The organism is Pseudomonas sp. FBCC-B1565 (assembly GCF_059133265.1).
The window spans coordinates 949,146-968,152 of the sequence record NZ_CP101438.1 but is presented as its reverse complement, the minus strand read 5'-3'; the positions used below and the strand labels follow the sequence as shown (position 1 = coordinate 968,152).

The window sequence follows — 19,007 nt, the reverse complement described above, 5'->3', positions numbered from 1 at the left end:
CACATCATCACTGGCAAGCCGAATTCAGGCGCAAACTTCAGTTACCAGTTTTGCCAGGTCTTCGGCATGGCCGCGAACCTGTGTTTCATCGTCACCTTCGACCATGACACGCACCAATGGCTCTGTGCCGGACTTGCGCAACAGCACACGGCCACGCCCCGCCATTGCCAGGGTTACACGCTCGCATGCCTCTTTGACAGCCGGATGCTCAATAGGATTTTCACCGCCAGCAAAACGCACATTCAGCAATACTTGCGGACACTTGCGCATAGCTTGGCGCGCCTGGGCCAGGCTCTCTTCACGACGCTTCATGGCCATAAGCACCTGGAGCGCAGCAATGATCGCATCACCTGTCGTGGTGTGCTGGAAGCAGACAACGTGCCCGGAATTCTCGCCACCCACCTGCCAGTTGCGCTCAAGCAGCTCGGCGATCACATAGCGGTCGCCGACATTGGCACGCACGAACGGAATACCCAGATCCGCCAAGGCCAGTTCAAGCCCCAGGTTACTCATCAGCGTACCGACGACACCACCTTGCAGCTTGTTACGCTCATGCATGTCGCGGGCAATGATGAACAGGAGGTCATCACCATCAACAATGGCGCCTGTGTGGTCCACCATCAGCACGCGATCACCGTCACCGTCGAAGGCAATACCCAGGTCGGCATGCTCGGCAAGGACGGCCGCCTGTAACTGCTCCATGTGGGTGGAGCCACAGTTCTCGTTGATGTTCAATCCGTTAGGCTGAGCCGACAGCACCGTCACGTCTGCGCCCAACTCCTTGAATACGCTCGGCGCCACCTTGTAGGTCGCACCATGGGCGCAATCGACCACAATCTTCAGGCCGGCAAAATTGGTGCTGCTTGGCACGCTGCTTTTGCAGAACTCAATGTATCGGCCGGAGGCGTCGTTGATACGCGACACTTTGCCAAGCTTGCTGGACTCGACCACCGTCATCGGCGCATCCAGAAGCTCTTCGATCATCAGCTCGATCTCGTCCGGGAGCTTGGTGCCCTGGCCCGAGAAGAATTTGATGCCGTTGTCATCATGAGGGTTATGCGAGGCACTGATTACGATACCGGCTTCAGCATGAAAGGTACGCGTGAGGTAAGCGATCGCCGGCGTCGGCATCGGCCCCAGCAGCATCACATCGGCACCTGCGGCAGACAGCCCCGCCTCCAACGCCGACTCGAACATATACCCCGAAATACGAGTGTCCTTGCCCACTAGGATGCGGCACGCGCCCATGCTGCGGAACGCCATACCTGCAGCCCAACCGAGCTTGAGCATGAAATCAGGAGTAATCGGGAACTCGCCGACCCGACCGCGAATACCGTCGGTGCCAAAATATTTTTTAGTCATAAGTGCTCCATCATTCTTATTCGGCTGATTCTACCGCGGCCATCATACGCACCACATCCATCGTCTCGGCAACATCATGCACCCGCAAGATACGCGCCCCCTTGGTGACTGCAAGCGCCGCCAGCGCAAGACCGCCGTACAGCCGCTCGCCCACAGGACGATTCAGCGCCAGCCCGATCATGCTCTTGCGTGAAACGCCGACCAGAAGAGGCCGACCAAGGGCATGCAAGGACTCCATATGTTTGAACAGACTTAGATTGTGCTGCAGGGTCTTGGCGAAGCCAAAACCGGGATCGAGGACGATCTTTTCTGCAGCAATCCCGGCAGCAGTGCATTGCGCAACCCGCTCGGCAAGAAACCCACTCACCTCACCAACAAGATCATCGTAGTGAGGGTTGTCTTGCATATTGCCGGGCTCACCCAGCATATGCATCAGGCAAACCGGCAAACCGGTGGCCGCAGCCGCATCAAGCGCACCGTCACGCTGAAGCGAGCGCACATCGTTGATCAGCCCCGCCCCAAGGCGCGCCGTCTCACGCATCACGGCCGGCGTCGACGTATCAACCGAGATGATCACATCCAGCTCACGTGCAATGCGCTCAACAATTGGCGCAACCCTCTCCAACTCTTCCAGGGGAGAAACGATGCGAGCGCCAGGCCGCGTCGACTCCCCCCCCACGTCAATCAACGTCGCGCCAGCCGCCACCATCGCCTCGGCATGACGTAACGCCGCATCGAGTTGACTGAAGCGACCACCATCGGAAAAGGAGTCGGGGGTTACATTGAGAATGCCCATGACGTGCGTATGGGCCAAATCAAGAACCCGGTTGCCGCAAGGCAACCGGGTGGAGGACAACACAGAAGTCATTTCAAACCTTAGACGTCAGCTGCGGGACCGCCAATCGGGGTTTCAGGGCGTTCGTTCTGAACCACTGGCGGAGTGCCAGAAGTGCCCGAACCACCTTCCCAATCGCGAGGCTCGCGCGGCGTGCGACCGGCCATGATGTCGTCGATCTGGTCGGCATCAATGGTCTCGTACTTCATCAGCGCATCTGCCATGGCATCCAGCTTGTCGCGGTTGTCCGTGAGGATCTGCTTGGCCGTGCCGTAGCACTGGTCAATGATGCTGCGCACCTCGGAGTCGATCAGCTTGGCTGTCTCACCGGAGAAGCTGGCGTTTTGACCACCACCGCCACGCCCCAGGAACACTTCGCCTTCTTCCTCGGCATACATCAATGGACCGAGTTTTTCCGACAAGCCCCACTTGGTCACCATGTTCCGCGCAATCTGGCTGGCACGCATGATGTCGTTGGAAGCACCAGTGGTGACGCCGTCGAAGCCCAGGGTCATCTCTTCAGCAATCCGGCCGCCGTACAGCGAGCATATCTGGCTGATCAGTGCACGCTTGGAGAGGCTGTAACGATCCTCTTCCGGCAGGAACATCGTGACACCCAGCGCCCGACCACGCGGGATGATCGACACCTTGTAGACCGGGTCGTGCTCAGGCACGACACGACCAACGATGGCGTGACCAGCTTCGTGATAAGCGGTGTTCTGCTTCTCTTTCTCGGACATGACCATGGATTTGCGCTCGGCGCCCATCATGATCTTGTCTTTGGCCAATTCGAACTCTTTCATCTCCACGATACGCTTGCCAGTACGGGCAGCGAACAACGAGGCCTCGTTGACCAGGTTAGCCAGGTCGGCACCGGAGAAGCCTGGAGTACCACGGGCAATCACGGCCGGAGCCACGTCGTCGCCCATCGGCACTTTGCGCATGTGCACTTTCAGGATCTGTTCGCGGCCACGGATATCCGGCAAGCCCACCACAACCTGACGGTCGAAACGGCCTGGACGCAGCAGCGCAGGGTCCAGCACGTCAGGACGGTTGGTGGCAGCGATCACGATGATGCCGTCGTTCATTTCAAAGCCATCCATCTCAACCAGCAACTGGTTAAGGGTCTGCTCACGCTCGTCATGACCGCCGCCCATACCGGCGCCACGGTGGCGACCGACGGCGTCGATTTCATCGATGAAGATGATGCAAGGCGCATGCTTTTTAGCCTGTTCGAACATATCGCGAACACGGCTAGCACCAACACCGACGAACATCTCGACAAAGTCAGAACCGGAAATGGTGAAGAAAGGCACCTTGGCTTCACCGGCAATTGCCTTGGCCAGCAAGGTTTTACCGGTACCCGGAGGGCCAACCATCAGCACACCGCGAGGAATACGGCCACCCAGGCGCTGGAACTTGCCCGGATCGCGCAGGAACTCGACCAGCTCGCCCACTTCTTCCTTGGCTTCGTCGCAACCCGCAACGTCAGCCAGGGTGGTTTTCACCTGGTCTTCAGAGAGCAGGCGAGCCTTGCTCTTGCCGAAGCTCATCGGGCCGCCCTTGCCTCCCGCACCGCCTTGCATCTGGCGCATGAAGAACATGAACACGGCGATGATCACCAGGATCGGGAAGCTGGCTACCAGCAATTGGGTCCAGATGCTCTGCTGCTCAGGCTGCTTGCCTTCGACCACCACGTGATTATCCACCAGGTCGCCGATCAGACCGTTGTCCTGGATTGCCGGACGAATGGTCTTGAAGCTGTCGCCATCGTTGCGTTTGCCGGTGATCACGTAGCCATCAACCGCTACGCGCTCGACCTTGCCATCCTTAACTTGCTGGATGAAGTCGGAATAGTTGAGGGTCTGCGGCTCGTTAGGGCTGGAGAAGTTGTTCATCACCGTCACCAGGACAGCCGCGATGATCAACCACAGGATCAGATTCTTTGCCATATCGTTCAATTAACTACCCTCTGAAGCAAGCTCCGCTACTGGCGCGCGCTTCGCATGATATTCACCGGCCTAACTTACTACATTACCTACAACACTGGCAGGCGCCGTCTGTAACCCTTTGTGAAACTTTGACTACACAATATTCGTAAAGCTTCGTGACGAAAGCGATATAAAAAAACCTATCGACTCCCTTCAAACCTTCAAAGACGCTCATCACTGGCGGCGCCTTCGATGCCACGGAACCCCCGCGCCAACAGATACTGCTCGCGAGACCGGTCACGCGAGGAGTCCGGTTTGCGCATCTGTACCTTGTCGAACAGCTTGCGAATGTTCTTGTGGTACTCGTCGAAACCTTCCCCCTGGAAGACCTTGACCAGGAAATCACCACCCGGACGCAATACCCGACCCGCCAGATCCAGTGCCAATTCGCACAGGAACATGGCTCGCGGCATATCAACAGCCGGTAACCCACTCATATTGGGTGCCATGTCGGAAATCACAAGGTCCACCTGCGAATTTCCTACAGCTTCCAGGATCTCGGCCAGGACCGCATCCTGGGTGAAGTCACCATGCACGAAGGTCACATCCGGGATGCTGTCCATCTCCAGGATGTCAGAAGCGATCAATCGGCCTTGCCCACCAATCAGACGACTGGCCACCTGGGACCAGCCACCCGGGGCAGCGCCCAGGTCGATCACACTCATGCCGGGGCGAAACAATTTGTCCTTGTCCTGGAGCTCCAGCAGTTTGTAGCTGGCCCGGGAACGGTAGCCGTCCTTTTGCGCCTTTTTGACGTAAGGATCGTTGAAATGTTCTTGTAGCCACTTAAGGCTGGTTTTGGAACGGGCCACGGGCCACCTCGAAAAATAAAACGGGTCGTGATTAACTGGGCGGTCCCGGACTCGCTCGGGTAAACTGGCCGCCGCTTTTTACAAGATCAGACGCAGGGGTCAGATTATGCCGCTCACTCAAGAGCAGAAGAAACAGTACAAATCCATTGGCCACCATCTGAAACCAGTTCTGATTGTGGCAGATAACGGTTTGACTGAAGGTGTGTTAGCCGAGTTCGAACGTGCGCTGAACGATCATGAACTGATCAAGATCAAGGTCAACATCCTTGATCGCGAAGCGCGCCTGGCTGCCATTGCAGAACTGTGCAAGGCAGGCAAAGCGGACCTGGTCCAGGTCATCGGCAAGATGGCGCTGCTGTATCGCAAGAACTTCAGCGTCAACAAGCAACTGTCGAACGTACACCGCTTCAAGTAGCTTTTAAATTACAAAAAGGGTCACGGGCGTGCTTCGCGCGCCCCGCCACTCCATCCCGGTGCAGGCTGTAAAACCAGCACCAGGCCGGAGAACCCTAGCACAAGATAGCTGAATAGCTGCCAACGCAACGCTTCCGGCAACCAGACATGCACCACGCAAAACATTGCGCATGCATACAGCGCCATCAACAGCAGTTGCCCGCGAATATCCCGCCACAAACTCTCCAAGCCCTCGGCCTTGACCAGCACCAATGCCTGGAGCGTCACGCACGCCGCCGCGAAACCCACCAACAGCGCACTGAGTAATCCATCGATCTCATCGATCAGCAGCGGTGCCAGGCCTATCAGGCCGAGCGCCGGCAGCACACCAATGTGCAACAACCAAAGGCCGCCCACCCAAAGCATCTGAGAGAGCTGCCAAAGCATGGCGCCCGCACGAAGCGGGCGCCGTCTTTCAGACGTGACGAACTTCAACAATCTCGTACTCGATTACGCCACCTGGCGTCTTTACAGCCACCACATCACCCTCTTCCTTGGCAATCAAGGCACGGGCCAGCGGGGAACCGACAGAGATTTTGCCGAGTTTGAAATCAGCTTCATCCTCACCAACGATGTGGTAGACCACGCTTTCGTCAGTTTCAACGTTGGCGATTTCCACAGTGGTGCCGAAGATCACCTTGCCTGTCTTCGGAATGGTCGTCACATCGATGACCACCGAGTTCTGCAAACGGCCTTCGATGTCACGGATCCGCGCCTCGACCATACCTTGCTGCTCGCGGGCAGCGTGGTATTCGGCGTTTTCCTTCAGGTCACCCAGTTCGCGGGCCGTACCGATGTCCTGGCTCAGCTTCGGACGGACGACCTTGGTCAGATGGGCGTGCTCCTCTTCCAGGGCCTTGAAGCCCTGGACGGTCATTGGGTATTTGATCATGCCTTCAATCCTGCGTGTAGATCCTGCAAGCGGCGCACGGTCTTTTCAGGACCGAACTTGAGCGCTTCGCAGATGGCTTCGCCAGCAGCAATGGTGGTGGTGCAGTAGATCTTGTGCTGCAAGGCGTTACGACGAATGGAGTAGGAGTCCGCGATCGACTGGCGACCTTCGGTGGTGTTGATGATCAGGGTGACTTCGTCATTCTTGATCATGTCGACCACATGCGGACGGCCTTCCGTCACCTTGTTCACGCGACGCACTTTCAGGCCGGCAGCTTCGATCAGCTTGGCGGTCCCGGCGGTGGCCACGACTTCAAAGCCCAAGTTGATCAGATCACGGGCTACGCCTGCAACCAGTGGCTTGTCGTCATCACGCACGCTGATGAACGCAGTACCGCCGGTCGGCAGCACTTCGCTGGCGCCCATCTGGGCCTTGGCAAAGGCTTCACCGAAGGTATCGCCCACACCCATGACTTCACCGGTGGACTTCATCTCTGGGCCCAGGATCGGGTCCACGCCAGGGAATTTGGCGAATGGGAACACCGCTTCTTTCACGCTGTAGAAGTTCGGAATGATTTCCTTGGTGAAGCCGATTTCCTTCAGGGTCTTACCGGCCATCACGCGCGCAGCGATCATGGCCAGGGAGACGCCGATGCACTTGGAAACAAATGGCACGGTACGCGAAGCACGTGGGTTGACTTCGATGACGTAGATGTCTTCGCCTTGCAGCGCCAACTGTACGTTCATCAGGCCGACTACGCCCAGTTCCAGAGCCATTTTCTTGACCTGTTCGCGCATCTCGTCCTGGATGTGCGCCGGCAGCGAGTACGGCGGCAGCGAGCAAGCCGAGTCACCGGAGTGAACGCCCGCCTGTTCGATGTGCTGCATGATCGCGCCGATCACCACGTCAGTGCCGTCGCAGACCGCATCCACGTCCATCTCGATGGCGCAGTTGAGGAAGTGATCCAGCAGCACCGGGCTGTCGTTGGACACTTTCACGGCATCGCGCAGGTAACGCTTGAGCTCTTCTTCTTCATAGACGATTTCCATCGCACGACCGCCCAGCACGTAGGACGGACGCACCACCAGCGGGTAGCCGATCTTGCTGGCTGCGCGGATGGCTTCGTCTTCACTGCGCACAGTGGCGTTTGGCGGCTGACGCAGGTTCAGGCGCTCAACCATTTGCTGGAAGCGCTCGCGGTCTTCTGCACGGTCGATGGCGTCCGGGCTGGTACCGATGATCGGCACGCCGGCAGCTTCCAGGGCACGCGCCAGCTTCAGGGGGGTTTGGCCGCCGTACTGGACGATCACGCCTTTGGGCTTCTCGACGCGCACGATTTCCAGCACGTCTTCCAAGGTCACTGGTTCGAAGTACAGGCGATCGGAGGTGTCGTAGTCAGTGGAAACGGTTTCCGGGTTGCAGTTGACCATGATGGTCTCGTAGCCATCTTCGCGCAGGGCGAGGGCGGCGTGAACGCAGCAGTAGTCGAATTCGATACCCTGGCCGATACGGTTCGGACCGCCACCCAGGATCATGATCTTGTCGCGACCCGACGGCGCGGCTTCGCACTCTTCCTCATAGGTGGAGTACAGGTACGCGGTGTCGGTGGAGAACTCGGCCGCGCAGGTGTCAACGCGCTTGTAGACCGGGAAGATCTCCAGCTTGTGGCGATGGGTACGCAGGTTCTTCTCGGTCACACCCAGCAGCTTGGCCAGACGTTGATCAGAGAAACCTTTGCGCTTGAGGCGGAACATCATGTCGCGGTCGATGCTGGCCAGACCCAGGGTCTTGACCTTCTCTTCTTCCTTGATCAGATCTTCGATCTGCACCAGGAACCACGGATCGATCATGTTCATGCCGAAGATATCTTCGACGGTCATGCCGGCGCGGAAGGCGTCCGCCACGTACCAGATACGCTCGGCGCCCGGCACGGTCAGCTCACGCTTGAGCACGCTCATGCTTTCCGGGTTGCTCAGGTCGAGCTTCTCGTCCAGGCCGCAAACGCCCACTTCCAGGCCGCGCAGAGCTTTCTGCAGGGATTCCTGGAAGGTACGGCCGATGGCCATGACTTCACCGACAGACTTCATCTGGGTGGTCAGGCGCGCGTCAGCCTTGGCGAATTTTTCGAAGGCAAAACGTGGCAGCTTGGTCACGACGTAGTCGATGGACGGTTCGAAGGACGCCGGAGTCTTGCCGCCGGTGATGTCGTTCGACAGCTCGTCCAGGGTGTAACCCACGGCCAGCTTGGCCGCGACCTTGGCGATCGGGAAGCCGGTGGCTTTCGACGCCAGGGCCGACGAACGGGAAACACGCGGGTTCATCTCGATCACGACCATGCGGCCGGTGTTCGGGCAGATGCCGAACTGAACGTTGGAACCACCGGTTTCCACGCCGATCTCGCGCAGTACCGCCAGGGAGGCGTTACGCAGGATCTGGTATTCCTTGTCAGTCAGGGTCTGTGCCGGAGCGACGGTGATCGAGTCACCGGTGTGCACGCCCATCGGGTCAAAGTTTTCGATGGAGCAGACGATGATGCAGTTGTCCTTCTTATCGCGGACAACCTCCATCTCGTATTCTTTCCAGCCGATCAGGGATTCGTCGATCAGCAGCTCTTTGGTCGGCGACAGGTCCAGGCCGCGGGCGCAGATCTCTTCGAACTCTTCACGGTTGTACGCGATACCGCCACCGGTGCCGCCCATGGTGAAGGACGGACGAATGATGCACGGGAAGCCCAGCGTCTCGAGGACCGCATTGGCTTCTTCCATGCTGTGGGCGATACCGGAACGCGGGCACGCCAGGCCGATGGACTTCATGGCCTTGTCAAAACGCGAGCGGTCTTCAGCCTTGTCGATGGTGTCGGCATTGGCGCCGATCATCTCTACGCCGAATTTTTCCAGGACGCCTTCGCGCTCCAGGTCCAGGGCGCAGTTCAGTGCGGTCTGGCCACCCATGGTCGGCAGCAGCGCGTCCGGACGCTCTTTCTCGATGATCTTGGCAACGGTCTGCCACTTGATCGGCTCGATGTAGGTAGCGTCGGCCATGGCCGGGTCGGTCATGATAGTGGCCGGGTTGGAGTTCACCAGGATGACGCGGTAGCCCTCCTCGCGCAGGGCTTTACAGGCCTGGGCGCCGGAGTAGTCGAATTCGCAGGCCTGGCCGATCACGATCGGGCCAGCGCCGAGAATCAGGATGCTTTTTATGTCTGTACGTTTTGGCATGGGTTTGTCACTCAAATCCGCAGGTCAGTCGGCAAGCCGTCTTGAACAATCTTTGAAGAGCCTGCGGGGGCCACCGACACTCAGGGCCGCCCGCAGGCCGCTCAGTCAGCGTCGCTTGGCCATCTCATTGATGAAACGGTCGAACAGCGGCGCTACGTCGTTCGGGCCCGGGCTGGCTTCAGGGTGGCCCTGGAAGCTGAACGCGCTCTTGTCGGTGCGCTCGATGCCCTGCAGGGAACCGTCGAACAGCGACTTGTGAATGGCGCGCACGTTGCTCGGCAGGGTGGCTTCATCTACCGCAAAACCGTGGTTCTGGCTGGTGATCATCACAACGCCGGTATCCAGGTCTTGTACCGGGTGGTTGGCGCCGTGGTGGCCGTGCCCCATTTTCAGGGTCTTGGCGCCGGAGGCCAGGGCCAGAAGTTGGTGGCCGAGGCAGATACCGAACACCGGAATTTCGGTTTCCAGCACTTCCTTGATCGCCTGGATGGCGTAGTCGCATGGCTCAGGGTCACCCGGGCCGTTGGACAGGAACACGCCGTCCGGTTGCAGGGCAAGCACGTCGCTGGCCGGAGTTTGCGCCGGCACCACGGTCACGCGGCAACCGCGCTCGACCAGCATGCGCAGGATGTTGTACTTCACGCCGTAGTCATAGGCCACTACGTGGTAAGGCAGATCTGCGGCTTCGATAGTCGCATGGCTGTCGGTCTTCAAGTCCCAGACCGTGGAGCGCCATTCGTACTTCTCTTTGACGCTGACGACTTTCGCCAGGTCCATGCCCTTCAGGCCAGGGAAGCCCTGGGCTGCGGCAATCGCCGCCTCCTCGGAAATATTGTCACCGACCATGATGCAGCCGTTCTGCGAGCCTTTCTCACGCAGGATGCGCGTGAGGCGGCGTGTATCGATACCGGCGATCGCCACCACGTTGTTGGCTTTCAGGTAATCGGACAGCGACATCGTGTTACGCCAGTTGCTCGCAACCAGTGGCAGGTCACGAATCACCAGACCCGCCGACCAGACACGATCAGACTCGACGTCTTCCGGTGTAGTACCGGTATTGCCGATGTGCGGATAGGTCAGGGTAACGATCTGTTGGGCGTAGGAAGGATCGGTAAGGATTTCCTGATAGCCGGTCATGGCAGTGTTAAACACTACCTCTCCAACGGTCTGACCGTCGGCTCCAATGGCTTCGCCGCGAAAAATGCTGCCATCAGCAAGGGCGAGTATGGCTGGCTTAGTCAAGAAGACCTCCCGTAAATAAAGCCTGAAAGGGCGATCGCAGGTTGTAAAAAAGCGGAGTGACGTATGGACACGTCACCCCGCTTCTTCACCGAATTATTCTGCGCGCTTTTAGTGGACACACTAAAGCTGTAGCTTACAGAAAAAGGCTTTTTTGGTCCACCGCTAATGAGCCTTAAAGGCAGGGGAATGCGACAGGACGTCGCTTAGCGGGTAAAAACGGGGCCTAAGCATAAGCTTGAGGCCCCGTTTTAGCTACTGATTAGTGCAGATCCAGCACATCGCGCATGTCGTAAAGGCCCGCCTCGCGCCCCTCCAACCAGAGCGCAGCACGCACCGCGCCCTTGGCAAACGTCATGCGACTGGACGCCTTGTGCGTGATTTCCAGGCGCTCGCCCTCAGCGGCGAACAACACGGTGTGGTCACCCACCACATCACCACCACGCACAGTTGCAAAGCCGATGGTGTCGCGCGCGCGCGCACCGGTGTGGCCTTCACGGCCATACACCGCCACTTTCGACAAGTCGCGACCCAACGCATCGGCAATCGCTTCGCCCATGCGCAGAGCAGTACCTGACGGCGCATCGATCTTGTGGCGGTGATGGGTCTCGATGATTTCGATATCCGCTTCATCCCCGAGCACACGGGCGGCCAAATCAAGCAGCTTGAGCGACAGGTTCACGCCCACACTGAAGTTGGCCGCGAAAACGATAGGAATATCCTTGCCCGCCTCCACCAACAACTGCTTCTGCTCAACCGTCAAACCGGTAGTACCGATTACCATCGCCTTGCCCGCCTTGCGGCAGAACGCCAGGTTTTTCAGCATCACGTCCGGCAGAGTGAAGTCGATCAGCACGTCGAACTCGTCAGCTACCTGCTCCAGGTTGCCGGACAACGAAACGCCGATGCGCCCCAGTGAAGCCAACTCACCGGCATCTGCACCGATCAACGTGCTGCCCGGACGAACGATCGCCGCGGTCAGCCCAGAGGCCGGCGAGCGTTGCTGTACCGCCTCGACCAGTGTCTTGCCCATGCGCCCGGCAGCGCCCATTACGGCTATACGTCGCATACTCAATTCCTTACAGGTCGCCGAAGAAGCGCTTCACGCCTTCGAAAAAGCCAGAACTTTGCGGCGATTGAGAGCTGTTACCGTCCAACGAACTGCGGAACTCTTCAAGCAGCTCACGCTGACGACGATCCAGATTGACCGGAGTCTCTACCGCCACACGACACATCAGATCACCAGCACCGCCGCCACGCACCGGCGCAACGCCCTTGCCACGGATACGGAATTGCTTGCCGGTCTGCGTGCCCTCAGGGATCTTGAGCTTGACCCGACCGTCGAGAGTTGGAATTTCAAGCTCGCCACCCAGCGCCGCATCAACAAAGCTTATCGGCACTTCGCAGAACAAGTGCTTACCGTCACGCTGGAAGATCGAGTGCTCGCGCACATTGATCACCACGTACAGGTCGCCCGTAGGACCACCTTGAGTCCCCGCCTCGCCCTCGCCCGACAGGCGAATGCGATCACCGGTATCCACACCCGCCGGCACTTTCACCGAAAGGGTTTTGTACTCTTCGACACGGCCTTCGCCGTGGCACGAGTCGCACGGATCGGAAATGATCTTGCCCTGACCATGGCAACGCGGACAGGTCTGCTGCACCGAGAAGAAGCCCTGCTGCATACGGACCTGGCCAATACCGCCGCACGTCGGGCAGGTGATCGGCGAAGAACCTTTCTTGGCCCCCGAACCGTCGCACGGCTTGCAGTTGACCAGCGTCGGCACACGGATATTCACGCTGGTGCCGCGCACGGCTTCTTCCAGGTTCAACTCCAGGGTGTAGCGCAAGTCGCTGCCACGCTGGGCGCCGCCACGCTGACCACCCCGGCCACCGCCGAAGAAGTCACTGAATACGTCGCCGAAGATATCGGAGAAGTTCTGACCACCAAAACCGGCACCGCCGCCACCCATGCTCGGGTCGACGCCGGCATGACCATACTGGTCGTACGCCGCACGCTTGTTGGGATCAGACAGACATTCGTAGGCCTCATTGGCCTCTTTGAACATTTCTTCGGATTCTTTGCTATCCGGATTACGGTCCGGGTGATGCTTCATCGCCAGGCGACGGTAGGCCTTCTTCAGGTCCGCCTCGCTGGAGCCGCGCTCCACACCCAATACTTCGTAATAGTCACGCTTTGCCATAAGTCTTTGCACTCTTAAGGACGTTCAGCCAGACCCTCCTGAGCCTTGCCAAACTCGTTGAGCCCCAATACAGGCCCGGACCCAACTCACGTCAATTCAACGATCCTGGTCATTACTACTTTTAGCCAGGTACCCGGCCAAAAATGCGGTATTTACTGCTCGGAAAGCAGGAGCATTCCCGATCACACCGCCAGCATCCGAACACTGTCGCATGCTGTAAAAATTCGCATACCCCAGACACGCCAACGCGGGAGCAAGCTCCCGCGCGGCGACATCCTACCAGTCACCGCTTGATAGCGGTCAACCGGGCGACCAACTTACTTCTGGTCTTTGACTTCTTCGAACTCGGCGTCGACAACGTCGTCGTGCTTGGCTTCAGGCTCTGCGTGCTGCGCAGCACCGTCAGCCGGCTGGCCTTGTTCGGCGTACATTTTCTGAGCCACTGGCGCAGAGACTTTCGACAGCTCTTCGATCTTGGCTTCGATAGCCGCCTTGTCGTCGCCTTTTACAGCGGCTTCCAGGGCAACTACAGCAGCTTCGATGGCAGCCTTCTCTTCAGCAGTCACTTTATCGCCAGCATCAGCGACCATTTTGCGTGTCGAGTGAACCAGTGCGTCACCCTGGTTACGGGCGCCAGCCAGCTCGGCAAACTTGGCATCCGCATCAGCGTTGGCTTCAGCATCACGGATCATCTGTTGAATTTCTTCATCAGACAGACCGGAGTTGGCCTTGATGGTGATCTTCTGCTCTTTGCCGGTGGCCTTGTCTTTCGCGCCTACGTGCAGGATGCCGTTGGCATCGATGTCGAAGGTCACTTCGATTTGTGGCACGCCACGTGGTGCTGGTGGAATCTCGGCCAGGTCGAACTTGCCCAGGGACTTGTTCTGAGCCGCTTGCTTACGCTCACCTTGCAGCACGTGAATGGTCACCGCGCCTTGGTTGTCGTCGGCAGTCGAGAACACCTGGGATTTCTTGGTAGGAATCGTGGTGTTTTTCTCGATCAGCGCCGTCATCACGCCGCCCATGGTTTCGATACCCAGAGTCAGCGGGCTGACGTCCAGCAGCAGCACGTCTTTGACGTCGCCGGCCAATACCGCACCCTGGATGGCAGCACCCATGGCAACTGCTTCGTCCGGGTTCACGTCTTTACGCGCTTCTTTACCGAAGAACTCGGTAACTTTCTGTTGAACCAGTGGCATACGGGTCTGACCGCCTACCAGAATCACGTCGTTGATGGAGCCAACGTCGATACCAGCGTCTTTCAAAGCGATGCGGCAAGGTTCGATGGTGCGCTGAACCAGGTCTTCAACCAGTGCTTCCAACTTGGCGCGAGAGATCTTCACGTTCAAGTGCTTAGGACCGGTGGCGTCTGCAGTGATGTACGGCAGGTTAACGTCGGTCGACATGCTCGAGGACAATTCGATCTTGGCCTTCTCAGCAGCTTCTTTCAGACGCTGCATGGCCAGCGGGTCACCCTTGAGGTTCATGCCGCTTTCTTTCTTGAACTCGTCAACGAGGTAGTCGATCAAGCGGATGTCAAAGTCTTCACCACCCAGGAAGGTGTCGCCGTTGGTGGCCAACACTTCGAACTGGTGCTCGCCGTCAACTTCAGCGATCTCGATGACCGAGACGTCGAAAGTACCGCCACCCAGGTCATAAACGATCACGGTGTGGTCGCCTTTGGCCTTGTCCATACCGTAAGCCAGAGCGGCTGCGGTTGGCTCGTTGATGATACGTTTTACGTCCAGGCCCGCAATGCGGCCGGCGTCTTTGGTCGCCTGGCGCTGGCTGTCGTTGAAGTAGGCCGGAACGGTAATCACCGCTTCGGTCACTGTTTCGCCGAGATAGTCTTCGGCAGTCTTCTTCATCTTTTTCAAGACTTCAGCCGAGATCTGCGGCGCAGACATCTTTTGGCCATTTACTTCAACCCAGGCGTCACCGTTGTCAGCCTTGGCGATTTTGTAAGGCACCATCTTAATGTCTTTCTGTACGACTTCTTCGTCGAACTTACGACCGATCAGACGCTTTACTGCGTACAGAGTGTTGTGCGGGTTGGTGACAGCCTGACGCTTGGCGGACTGACCAACCAAGATCTCGCCATCATTTGCGTAAGCGATGATCGACGGCGTGGTACGCGCGCCTTCGGCGTTCTCGATAACTTTGGCTTGGCCGTTTTCCATGACGGAGACGCAGGAGTTGGTGGTCCCCAGGTCGATACCGATAATTTTGCCCATGATTTACTCTCCCGAAACTTGAATTTGGTTGCCGCAGCAGTGGTGGCTAACTGCGGTAGCACTTAAACGCTTGACTTATAGATGGGGGCTTTACAGCGTATTTCAAGCCTGCTCATCAATAGAAGGCGAAACCGGTGCAGGCGCCTTGCTCACCACGACCATCGCCGGGCGCAGCAGGCGACCGTTGAGCTGATACCCCTTCTGGAACACTTTCAGCACGCTGTTAGGCTCCAGGTCATGGCTTTCCTGCATGGCCATGGCTTGGTGATGCTCAGCGTTGAACGGTTCGCCGCCGGTTGGATCGATGGCTTCCAGCTGATAACGCTTCAGGGTGTCCTGGAACATTTTCAGGGTCAGCTCGATCCCTTCGCGCATCGGGCGGATGTTTTCATCGTCCGGGTTGGACAACTCGAGACCACGCTCCAGGCTGTCGATGATCGGCAGCAAGTCACTGGCGAATTTTTCCAGCGCGAACTTGTGAGCCTTTTCTACATCCTGCTCGGCACGGCGGCGGACGTTCTGCAGATCGGCGGCAACACGCAAAGATTGATCCTGCGCAGCAGCCAATTGCTCTTCGAGCACTTGCACACGCGTTGCCAGCTCATCGCCGACAGCCGAATTGGCGTCTGGAGTTTGCGTATCCTGCGTCTGTTCGTCAGCCATAGTTTTCTCCTTTCAAAATCATGCACGAACTCAACTCGCGCTTCTGTTCCGGTATATGGGGCCACAATTTCCAGGTTCAAGAGCGCAGGCGTTACCAAAAGTCTTTCCCATGATCGGGATCAATTCCTGCCGCCCCATTCCGCATTGCGCTAAAAAACACGCTCATTCAAGCAAATCGAGCTAAGCGCCAGGATTGTCAGCCCTGAACAAAACACTGTATAAATAACCAGACCTAAAGCCTGGGAGCGCCCGTCATGCTCGTGCACCTGTCCGTACATAATTACGCCATCGTTGAACATCTGGATCTCGAACTGGATCGCGGGATGAGCGTAATCACAGGCGAAACCGGCGCCGGCAAGTCGATCATGCTCGATGCCCTGGGCCTCACCCTGGGTGATCGCGCCGACAGCGGCGTGGTGCGCCCCGGCGCAGACAAGGCCGATATCCTGGCCACCTTCGACCTGGCCGATATTCCCGAGGCCGAAACCTGGTTGACCGAACGCGACCTTAATAATGAAGGCCCGTGCATTCTGCGCCGGGTTATCACGGCGGAAGGTCGCTCTCGCGGCTATATCAACGGCACGCCCTGCCCACTGGGCGACTTGAAAGCCCTGGGCGAGTTGCTTATCGATATCCACAGCCAGCATGAGCACCAGTCGCTGCTGAAAACCGACACCCATCGCCGCCTGCTCGATGAATATGCCGGTGCCACAGACCTTGCCCGCCAGGTGCAACTTGCCGCCCAGCGCTGGCGCCAGACGCGGCAGGAACTGGAGCGACTCTCCAACTCCGGCGATGAACAACGCGCTCGTCATCAGTTGCTCAGTTATCAACTCGAAGAACTGGAAAGCCTGGGCCTGGGCGAGACTGAACTGGAGCAGCTTGAGCAGGAACACAAGAACCTCACCAACGCTGAAACCTTGCTGGGCATTTGTCGCCAGGTAGTAGAGCAATGCAGTGAAAGCGACTCAGGCAACGTGCTCAATGCACTGACTGCCAGCCTCAATCGCTTGTCGAGCGTGAACAATGCCTCCGGCTCGCTGAGCGAAGCTACGACACTGCTCACCAGTGCACAGATTCAGGTGGAGGAAGCGGTCGGTGAATTGAATCGCTTTCTGGACCACTTCGATGCCGATCCTGCACGCCTGCAGGAAATAGAAGAGCGCCTGGACACCATCTATACCCTGGCGCGCAAGCATCGAATCCAGCCTACCGAAGTGGCAACGATGCAGCAAAAGCTGCTGGATGAAATCGAGACCCTGAATGCGAATGACGAATCCATCGAACGACTGGGCGAAGAACTCGCCTCGTTCGCTCGTCATTACCAGGAGAAAGCGCGCGAACTGAGCGACCTGCGCCAACAAGCCGCGACCGGCCTGGCCAGCGCAGTGGAACTTGAGATCCAACGCCTGGGCATGCCGGGCGGGCGCTTCACCATTGAACTGCGCGCCAACGCCAGCAACGAGCTGCAACCCCACGGCCTGGAACAGGTGGAACTGCTGGTCAGCGCCAACCCTGGGCAGCCACTCAAGGCGTTGGCAAAAGTGGCATCCGGCGGCGAGCTTTCGCGGATCAGCCTGGCGATCCAGGTGATTACCGCGCAAACCTCCCGGGTGCCGACGCTGGTGTTCGACGAAGTTGACGTGGGCATTGGCGGGCCGACAGCAGAAATTGTTGGCCAACTGTTGCGACGCCTGGGGGATAGAGGTCAGGTACTGACGGTCACTCACTTGCCGCAAGTGGCAGCCCAAGGGCATCAACACTTGTTTGTGCACAAGGTACGCGGCAGTGATGCGACGCACACAGCCGTGTCCAAGTTGAACAAGTCGGAACGCGTGGAAGAAGTGGCGCGCATGCTCGGCGGTATTGATTTGACCAAGGAGTCGTTGGCGCACGCGAAGAAAATGGTCGTGGCGGCAAAGGCCTGAGCGAAAAATTTCCTTCTTATAGAAAGCACGAAGGCGACCCTGAGGTCGCCTTCGATCGTTTTGCAGCGTAAATCTGCAGCGCTTGTTACTTTTTCTTACGGATGTACAGGACCAGATTATGGTCAACCAGATCGAAGCCATGCTCTTCAGCAATCTTATGCTGCAGCGCTTCAATCTCGGGGCTGGTGAACTCGATAACCTCATTGGTATCCAGATCAACCATGTGGTCGTGATGACCACCGTCAGCCAATTCGAACACTGCATGACCGCCGTCGAAATTATGACGAACCACCAGCCCTGCGGCTTCAAACTGGGTCAGCACACGGTAAACCGTAGCCAGGCCAACGTCCTCGTTAGACTCCATCAGCGCCTTGTAGACATCCTCGGCACTCATGTGGCGCTGCTCAGCAGAATCGAGCATTTGTAGAATCTTGACTCGTGGCAGAGTCACTTTGAGACCGGCTTTGCGTAGTTCGCTATTTTCAACCATGGTTAGCTTTCTCGCGGATGCTGCTTCGCAGCTTCTCTTAATACGGGTATGATCGGCGTTTACGTTGTCCCAGCCAAGATAGTGGAAGTCGCCCACCGATGCAAAACACCAAGCTCTTGCTAACCAGTTTCACCTTTGTGGGACTGCTCGCACTCGCCGGTTGTTCATTCCCCGGGGTTTACAAAATCGACATCCAGCAGGGCAATGTCGTCACGCAGGACATGATAGACCAGTTACGGCCCGGAATGACCCGACGGCAAGTACGGTTTATCATGGGCAACCCCCTGCTGACCGACACTTTCCATGCCGATCGCTGGGATTATCTCTACAGCCTGCAGCCAGGTGGCGGTGAACGCCAGCAGGAGCGTGTCAGTGTCATCTTCAATGGCAATGACCAGCTTGTCAGCCTGTCCGGCGACTTCATGCCCGGCGTAAGCCGTGATGAAGCCCTGCTTGGCAAGGATAACGGCAACAACGTGACTGCGCCTGCGCAGGAAGCTGAGAAGCCCAAGTCCGAAGTACCAGCCAAGCCCGGCTCCTTGCTCGACAAGATCCAGAAAGACGTCGACGGCGTGGAAACAGTGCCCGTCCCGACGCCTCAGCCTCTGGACACCAGCCCGCAGTAAGTTTGCGGCGCTCAACAAAAAGCCCGGCATGCCGGGCTTTTTGCTGTTTGCCATTTGACT

General features: G+C 58.0%; 16 protein-coding genes. 3 read left to right on the top strand and 13 right to left on the bottom strand.

Annotated features, from left to right (window positions below; genetic code table 11):
- Window positions 1–24: 24 nt before the first annotated feature.
- From glmM to rlmE, 4 genes are all read right to left on the bottom strand, one after another.
- Complete coding sequence (gene glmM / locus NL123_RS04580; protein ID WP_248484603.1) at window positions 25–1,362, bottom strand: phosphoglucosamine mutase; 1,338 nt, start codon at window positions 1,360–1,362, stop codon at window positions 25–27.
- 16 nt (window positions 1,363–1,378) lie between these two features.
- Window positions 1,379–2,230 carry a dihydropteroate synthase gene (folP, locus tag NL123_RS04575; protein ID WP_494357312.1) on the bottom strand — a complete coding sequence of 284 codons (852 nt, stop codon included), beginning with the start codon at window positions 2,228–2,230 and terminating at the stop codon, window positions 1,379–1,381.
- 8 nt (window positions 2,231–2,238) lie between these two features.
- A complete protein-coding gene (ftsH, locus tag NL123_RS04570) occupies window positions 2,239–4,149 on the bottom strand; it encodes an ATP-dependent zinc metalloprotease FtsH (protein WP_058427653.1) in 1,911 nt (636 codons plus the stop codon).
- 200 nt (window positions 4,150–4,349) lie between these two features.
- Window positions 4,350–5,000 (bottom strand): 23S rRNA (uridine(2552)-2'-O)-methyltransferase RlmE, encoded by a 651-nt coding sequence (gene rlmE / locus NL123_RS04565; RefSeq protein ID WP_010206606.1) that lies wholly within the window; start codon window positions 4,998–5,000, stop codon window positions 4,350–4,352.
- Window positions 5,001–5,106: 106 nt separating this feature from the next.
- On the opposite strand from rlmE, the gene yhbY reads away from it, so the two are divergent.
- Window positions 5,107–5,415: a ribosome assembly RNA-binding protein YhbY gene (yhbY, locus tag NL123_RS04560; RefSeq protein WP_028617972.1), complete on the top strand. Its 309-nt coding sequence runs from the start codon at window positions 5,107–5,109 to the stop codon at window positions 5,413–5,415.
- Window positions 5,416–5,435: 20 nt separating this feature from the next.
- Here yhbY and NL123_RS04555 read toward each other — a convergent pair whose 3' ends face one another.
- From NL123_RS04555 to grpE, 8 genes are all read right to left on the bottom strand, one after another.
- On the bottom strand, window positions 5,436–5,840 hold the full coding sequence (locus NL123_RS04555) for an MFS transporter (RefSeq protein WP_248488262.1): 405 nt from the start codon (window positions 5,838–5,840) through the stop codon (window positions 5,436–5,438).
- Between the two features lie 28 nt (window positions 5,841–5,868).
- Window positions 5,869–6,345: a transcription elongation factor GreA gene (gene greA / locus NL123_RS04550; RefSeq protein WP_248484608.1), complete on the bottom strand. Its 477-nt coding sequence runs from the start codon at window positions 6,343–6,345 to the stop codon at window positions 5,869–5,871.
- On the bottom strand, window positions 6,342–9,563 hold the full coding sequence (gene carB / locus NL123_RS04545) for a carbamoyl-phosphate synthase large subunit (RefSeq protein ID WP_010206612.1): 3,222 nt from the start codon (window positions 9,561–9,563) through the stop codon (window positions 6,342–6,344). Before carB ends, greA begins: the two co-directional genes overlap by 4 nt.
- A 105-nt stretch (window positions 9,564–9,668) precedes the next feature.
- Window positions 9,669–10,805 (bottom strand): glutamine-hydrolyzing carbamoyl-phosphate synthase small subunit, encoded by a 1,137-nt coding sequence (gene carA, locus NL123_RS04540; protein ID WP_071489993.1) that lies wholly within the window; start codon window positions 10,803–10,805, stop codon window positions 9,669–9,671.
- Between the two features lie 259 nt (window positions 10,806–11,064).
- A complete protein-coding gene (dapB, locus tag NL123_RS04535) occupies window positions 11,065–11,871 on the bottom strand; it encodes a 4-hydroxy-tetrahydrodipicolinate reductase (RefSeq protein WP_248484610.1) in 807 nt (268 codons plus the stop codon).
- 10 nt (window positions 11,872–11,881) lie between these two features.
- Window positions 11,882–13,006, bottom strand: a complete 1,125-nt coding sequence (gene dnaJ / locus NL123_RS04530) for a molecular chaperone DnaJ (protein WP_248484612.1) — start codon at window positions 13,004–13,006, stop codon at window positions 11,882–11,884.
- 317 nt (window positions 13,007–13,323) lie between these two features.
- A complete protein-coding gene (gene dnaK / locus NL123_RS04525) occupies window positions 13,324–15,240 on the bottom strand; it encodes a molecular chaperone DnaK (protein WP_494357311.1) in 1,917 nt (638 codons plus the stop codon).
- A 102-nt stretch (window positions 15,241–15,342) separates the two neighbouring features.
- Complete coding sequence (grpE, locus tag NL123_RS04520) at window positions 15,343–15,903, bottom strand: nucleotide exchange factor GrpE (protein WP_025857103.1); 561 nt, start codon at window positions 15,901–15,903, stop codon at window positions 15,343–15,345.
- Between the two features lie 254 nt (window positions 15,904–16,157).
- On the opposite strand from grpE, the gene recN reads away from it, so the two are divergent.
- Window positions 16,158–17,831 (top strand): DNA repair protein RecN, encoded by a 1,674-nt coding sequence (recN, locus tag NL123_RS04515; protein ID WP_058427660.1) that lies wholly within the window; start codon window positions 16,158–16,160, stop codon window positions 17,829–17,831.
- Between the two features lie 85 nt (window positions 17,832–17,916).
- Here recN and fur read toward each other — a convergent pair whose 3' ends face one another.
- Window positions 17,917–18,321: a ferric iron uptake transcriptional regulator gene (gene fur / locus NL123_RS04510; RefSeq protein ID WP_003194220.1), complete on the bottom strand. Its 405-nt coding sequence runs from the start codon at window positions 18,319–18,321 to the stop codon at window positions 17,917–17,919.
- Window positions 18,322–18,419: 98 nt separating this feature from the next.
- Here fur and NL123_RS04505 point away from each other — a divergent pair, with 98 nt between their 5' ends.
- Entirely contained in the window at window positions 18,420–18,947 is a 528-nt protein-coding gene (locus NL123_RS04505) for an outer membrane protein assembly factor BamE (protein WP_071493569.1), read from the top strand.
- Window positions 18,948–19,007 lie beyond the last annotated feature (60 nt).

Coding starts and splice junctions, on each gene's coding strand:
- glmM (WP_248484603.1), bottom strand. CDS start 1,362: ATGACTAAAAAATATTTTGGCACCGACGGTATTCGCGGTCGGGTCGGC.
- folP (WP_494357312.1), bottom strand. CDS start 2,230: ATGACTTCTGTGTTGTCCTCCACCCGGTTGCCTTGCGGCAACCGGGTT.
- ftsH (WP_058427653.1), bottom strand. CDS start 4,149: ATGGCAAAGAATCTGATCCTGTGGTTGATCATCGCGGCTGTCCTGGTG.
- yhbY (WP_028617972.1), top strand. CDS start 5,107: ATGCCGCTCACTCAAGAGCAGAAGAAACAGTACAAATCCATTGGCCAC.
- NL123_RS04555 (WP_248488262.1), bottom strand. CDS start 5,840: ATGCTTTGGCAGCTCTCTCAGATGCTTTGGGTGGGCGGCCTTTGGTTG.
- greA (WP_248484608.1), bottom strand. CDS start 6,345: ATGATCAAATACCCAATGACCGTCCAGGGCTTCAAGGCCCTGGAAGAG.
- carB (WP_010206612.1), bottom strand. CDS start 9,563: ATGCCAAAACGTACAGACATAAAAAGCATCCTGATTCTCGGCGCTGGC.
- dapB (WP_248484610.1), bottom strand. CDS start 11,871: ATGCGACGTATAGCCGTAATGGGCGCTGCCGGGCGCATGGGCAAGACA.
- dnaJ (WP_248484612.1), bottom strand. CDS start 13,006: ATGGCAAAGCGTGACTATTACGAAGTATTGGGTGTGGAGCGCGGCTCC.
- dnaK (WP_494357311.1), bottom strand. CDS start 15,240: ATGGGCAAAATTATCGGTATCGACCTGGGGACCACCAACTCCTGCGTC.
- grpE (WP_025857103.1), bottom strand. CDS start 15,903: ATGGCTGACGAACAGACGCAGGATACGCAAACTCCAGACGCCAATTCG.
- recN (WP_058427660.1), top strand. CDS start 16,158: ATGCTCGTGCACCTGTCCGTACATAATTACGCCATCGTTGAACATCTG.
- fur (WP_003194220.1), bottom strand. CDS start 18,321: ATGGTTGAAAATAGCGAACTACGCAAAGCCGGTCTCAAAGTGACTCTG.
- NL123_RS04505 (WP_071493569.1), top strand. CDS start 18,420: ATGCAAAACACCAAGCTCTTGCTAACCAGTTTCACCTTTGTGGGACTG.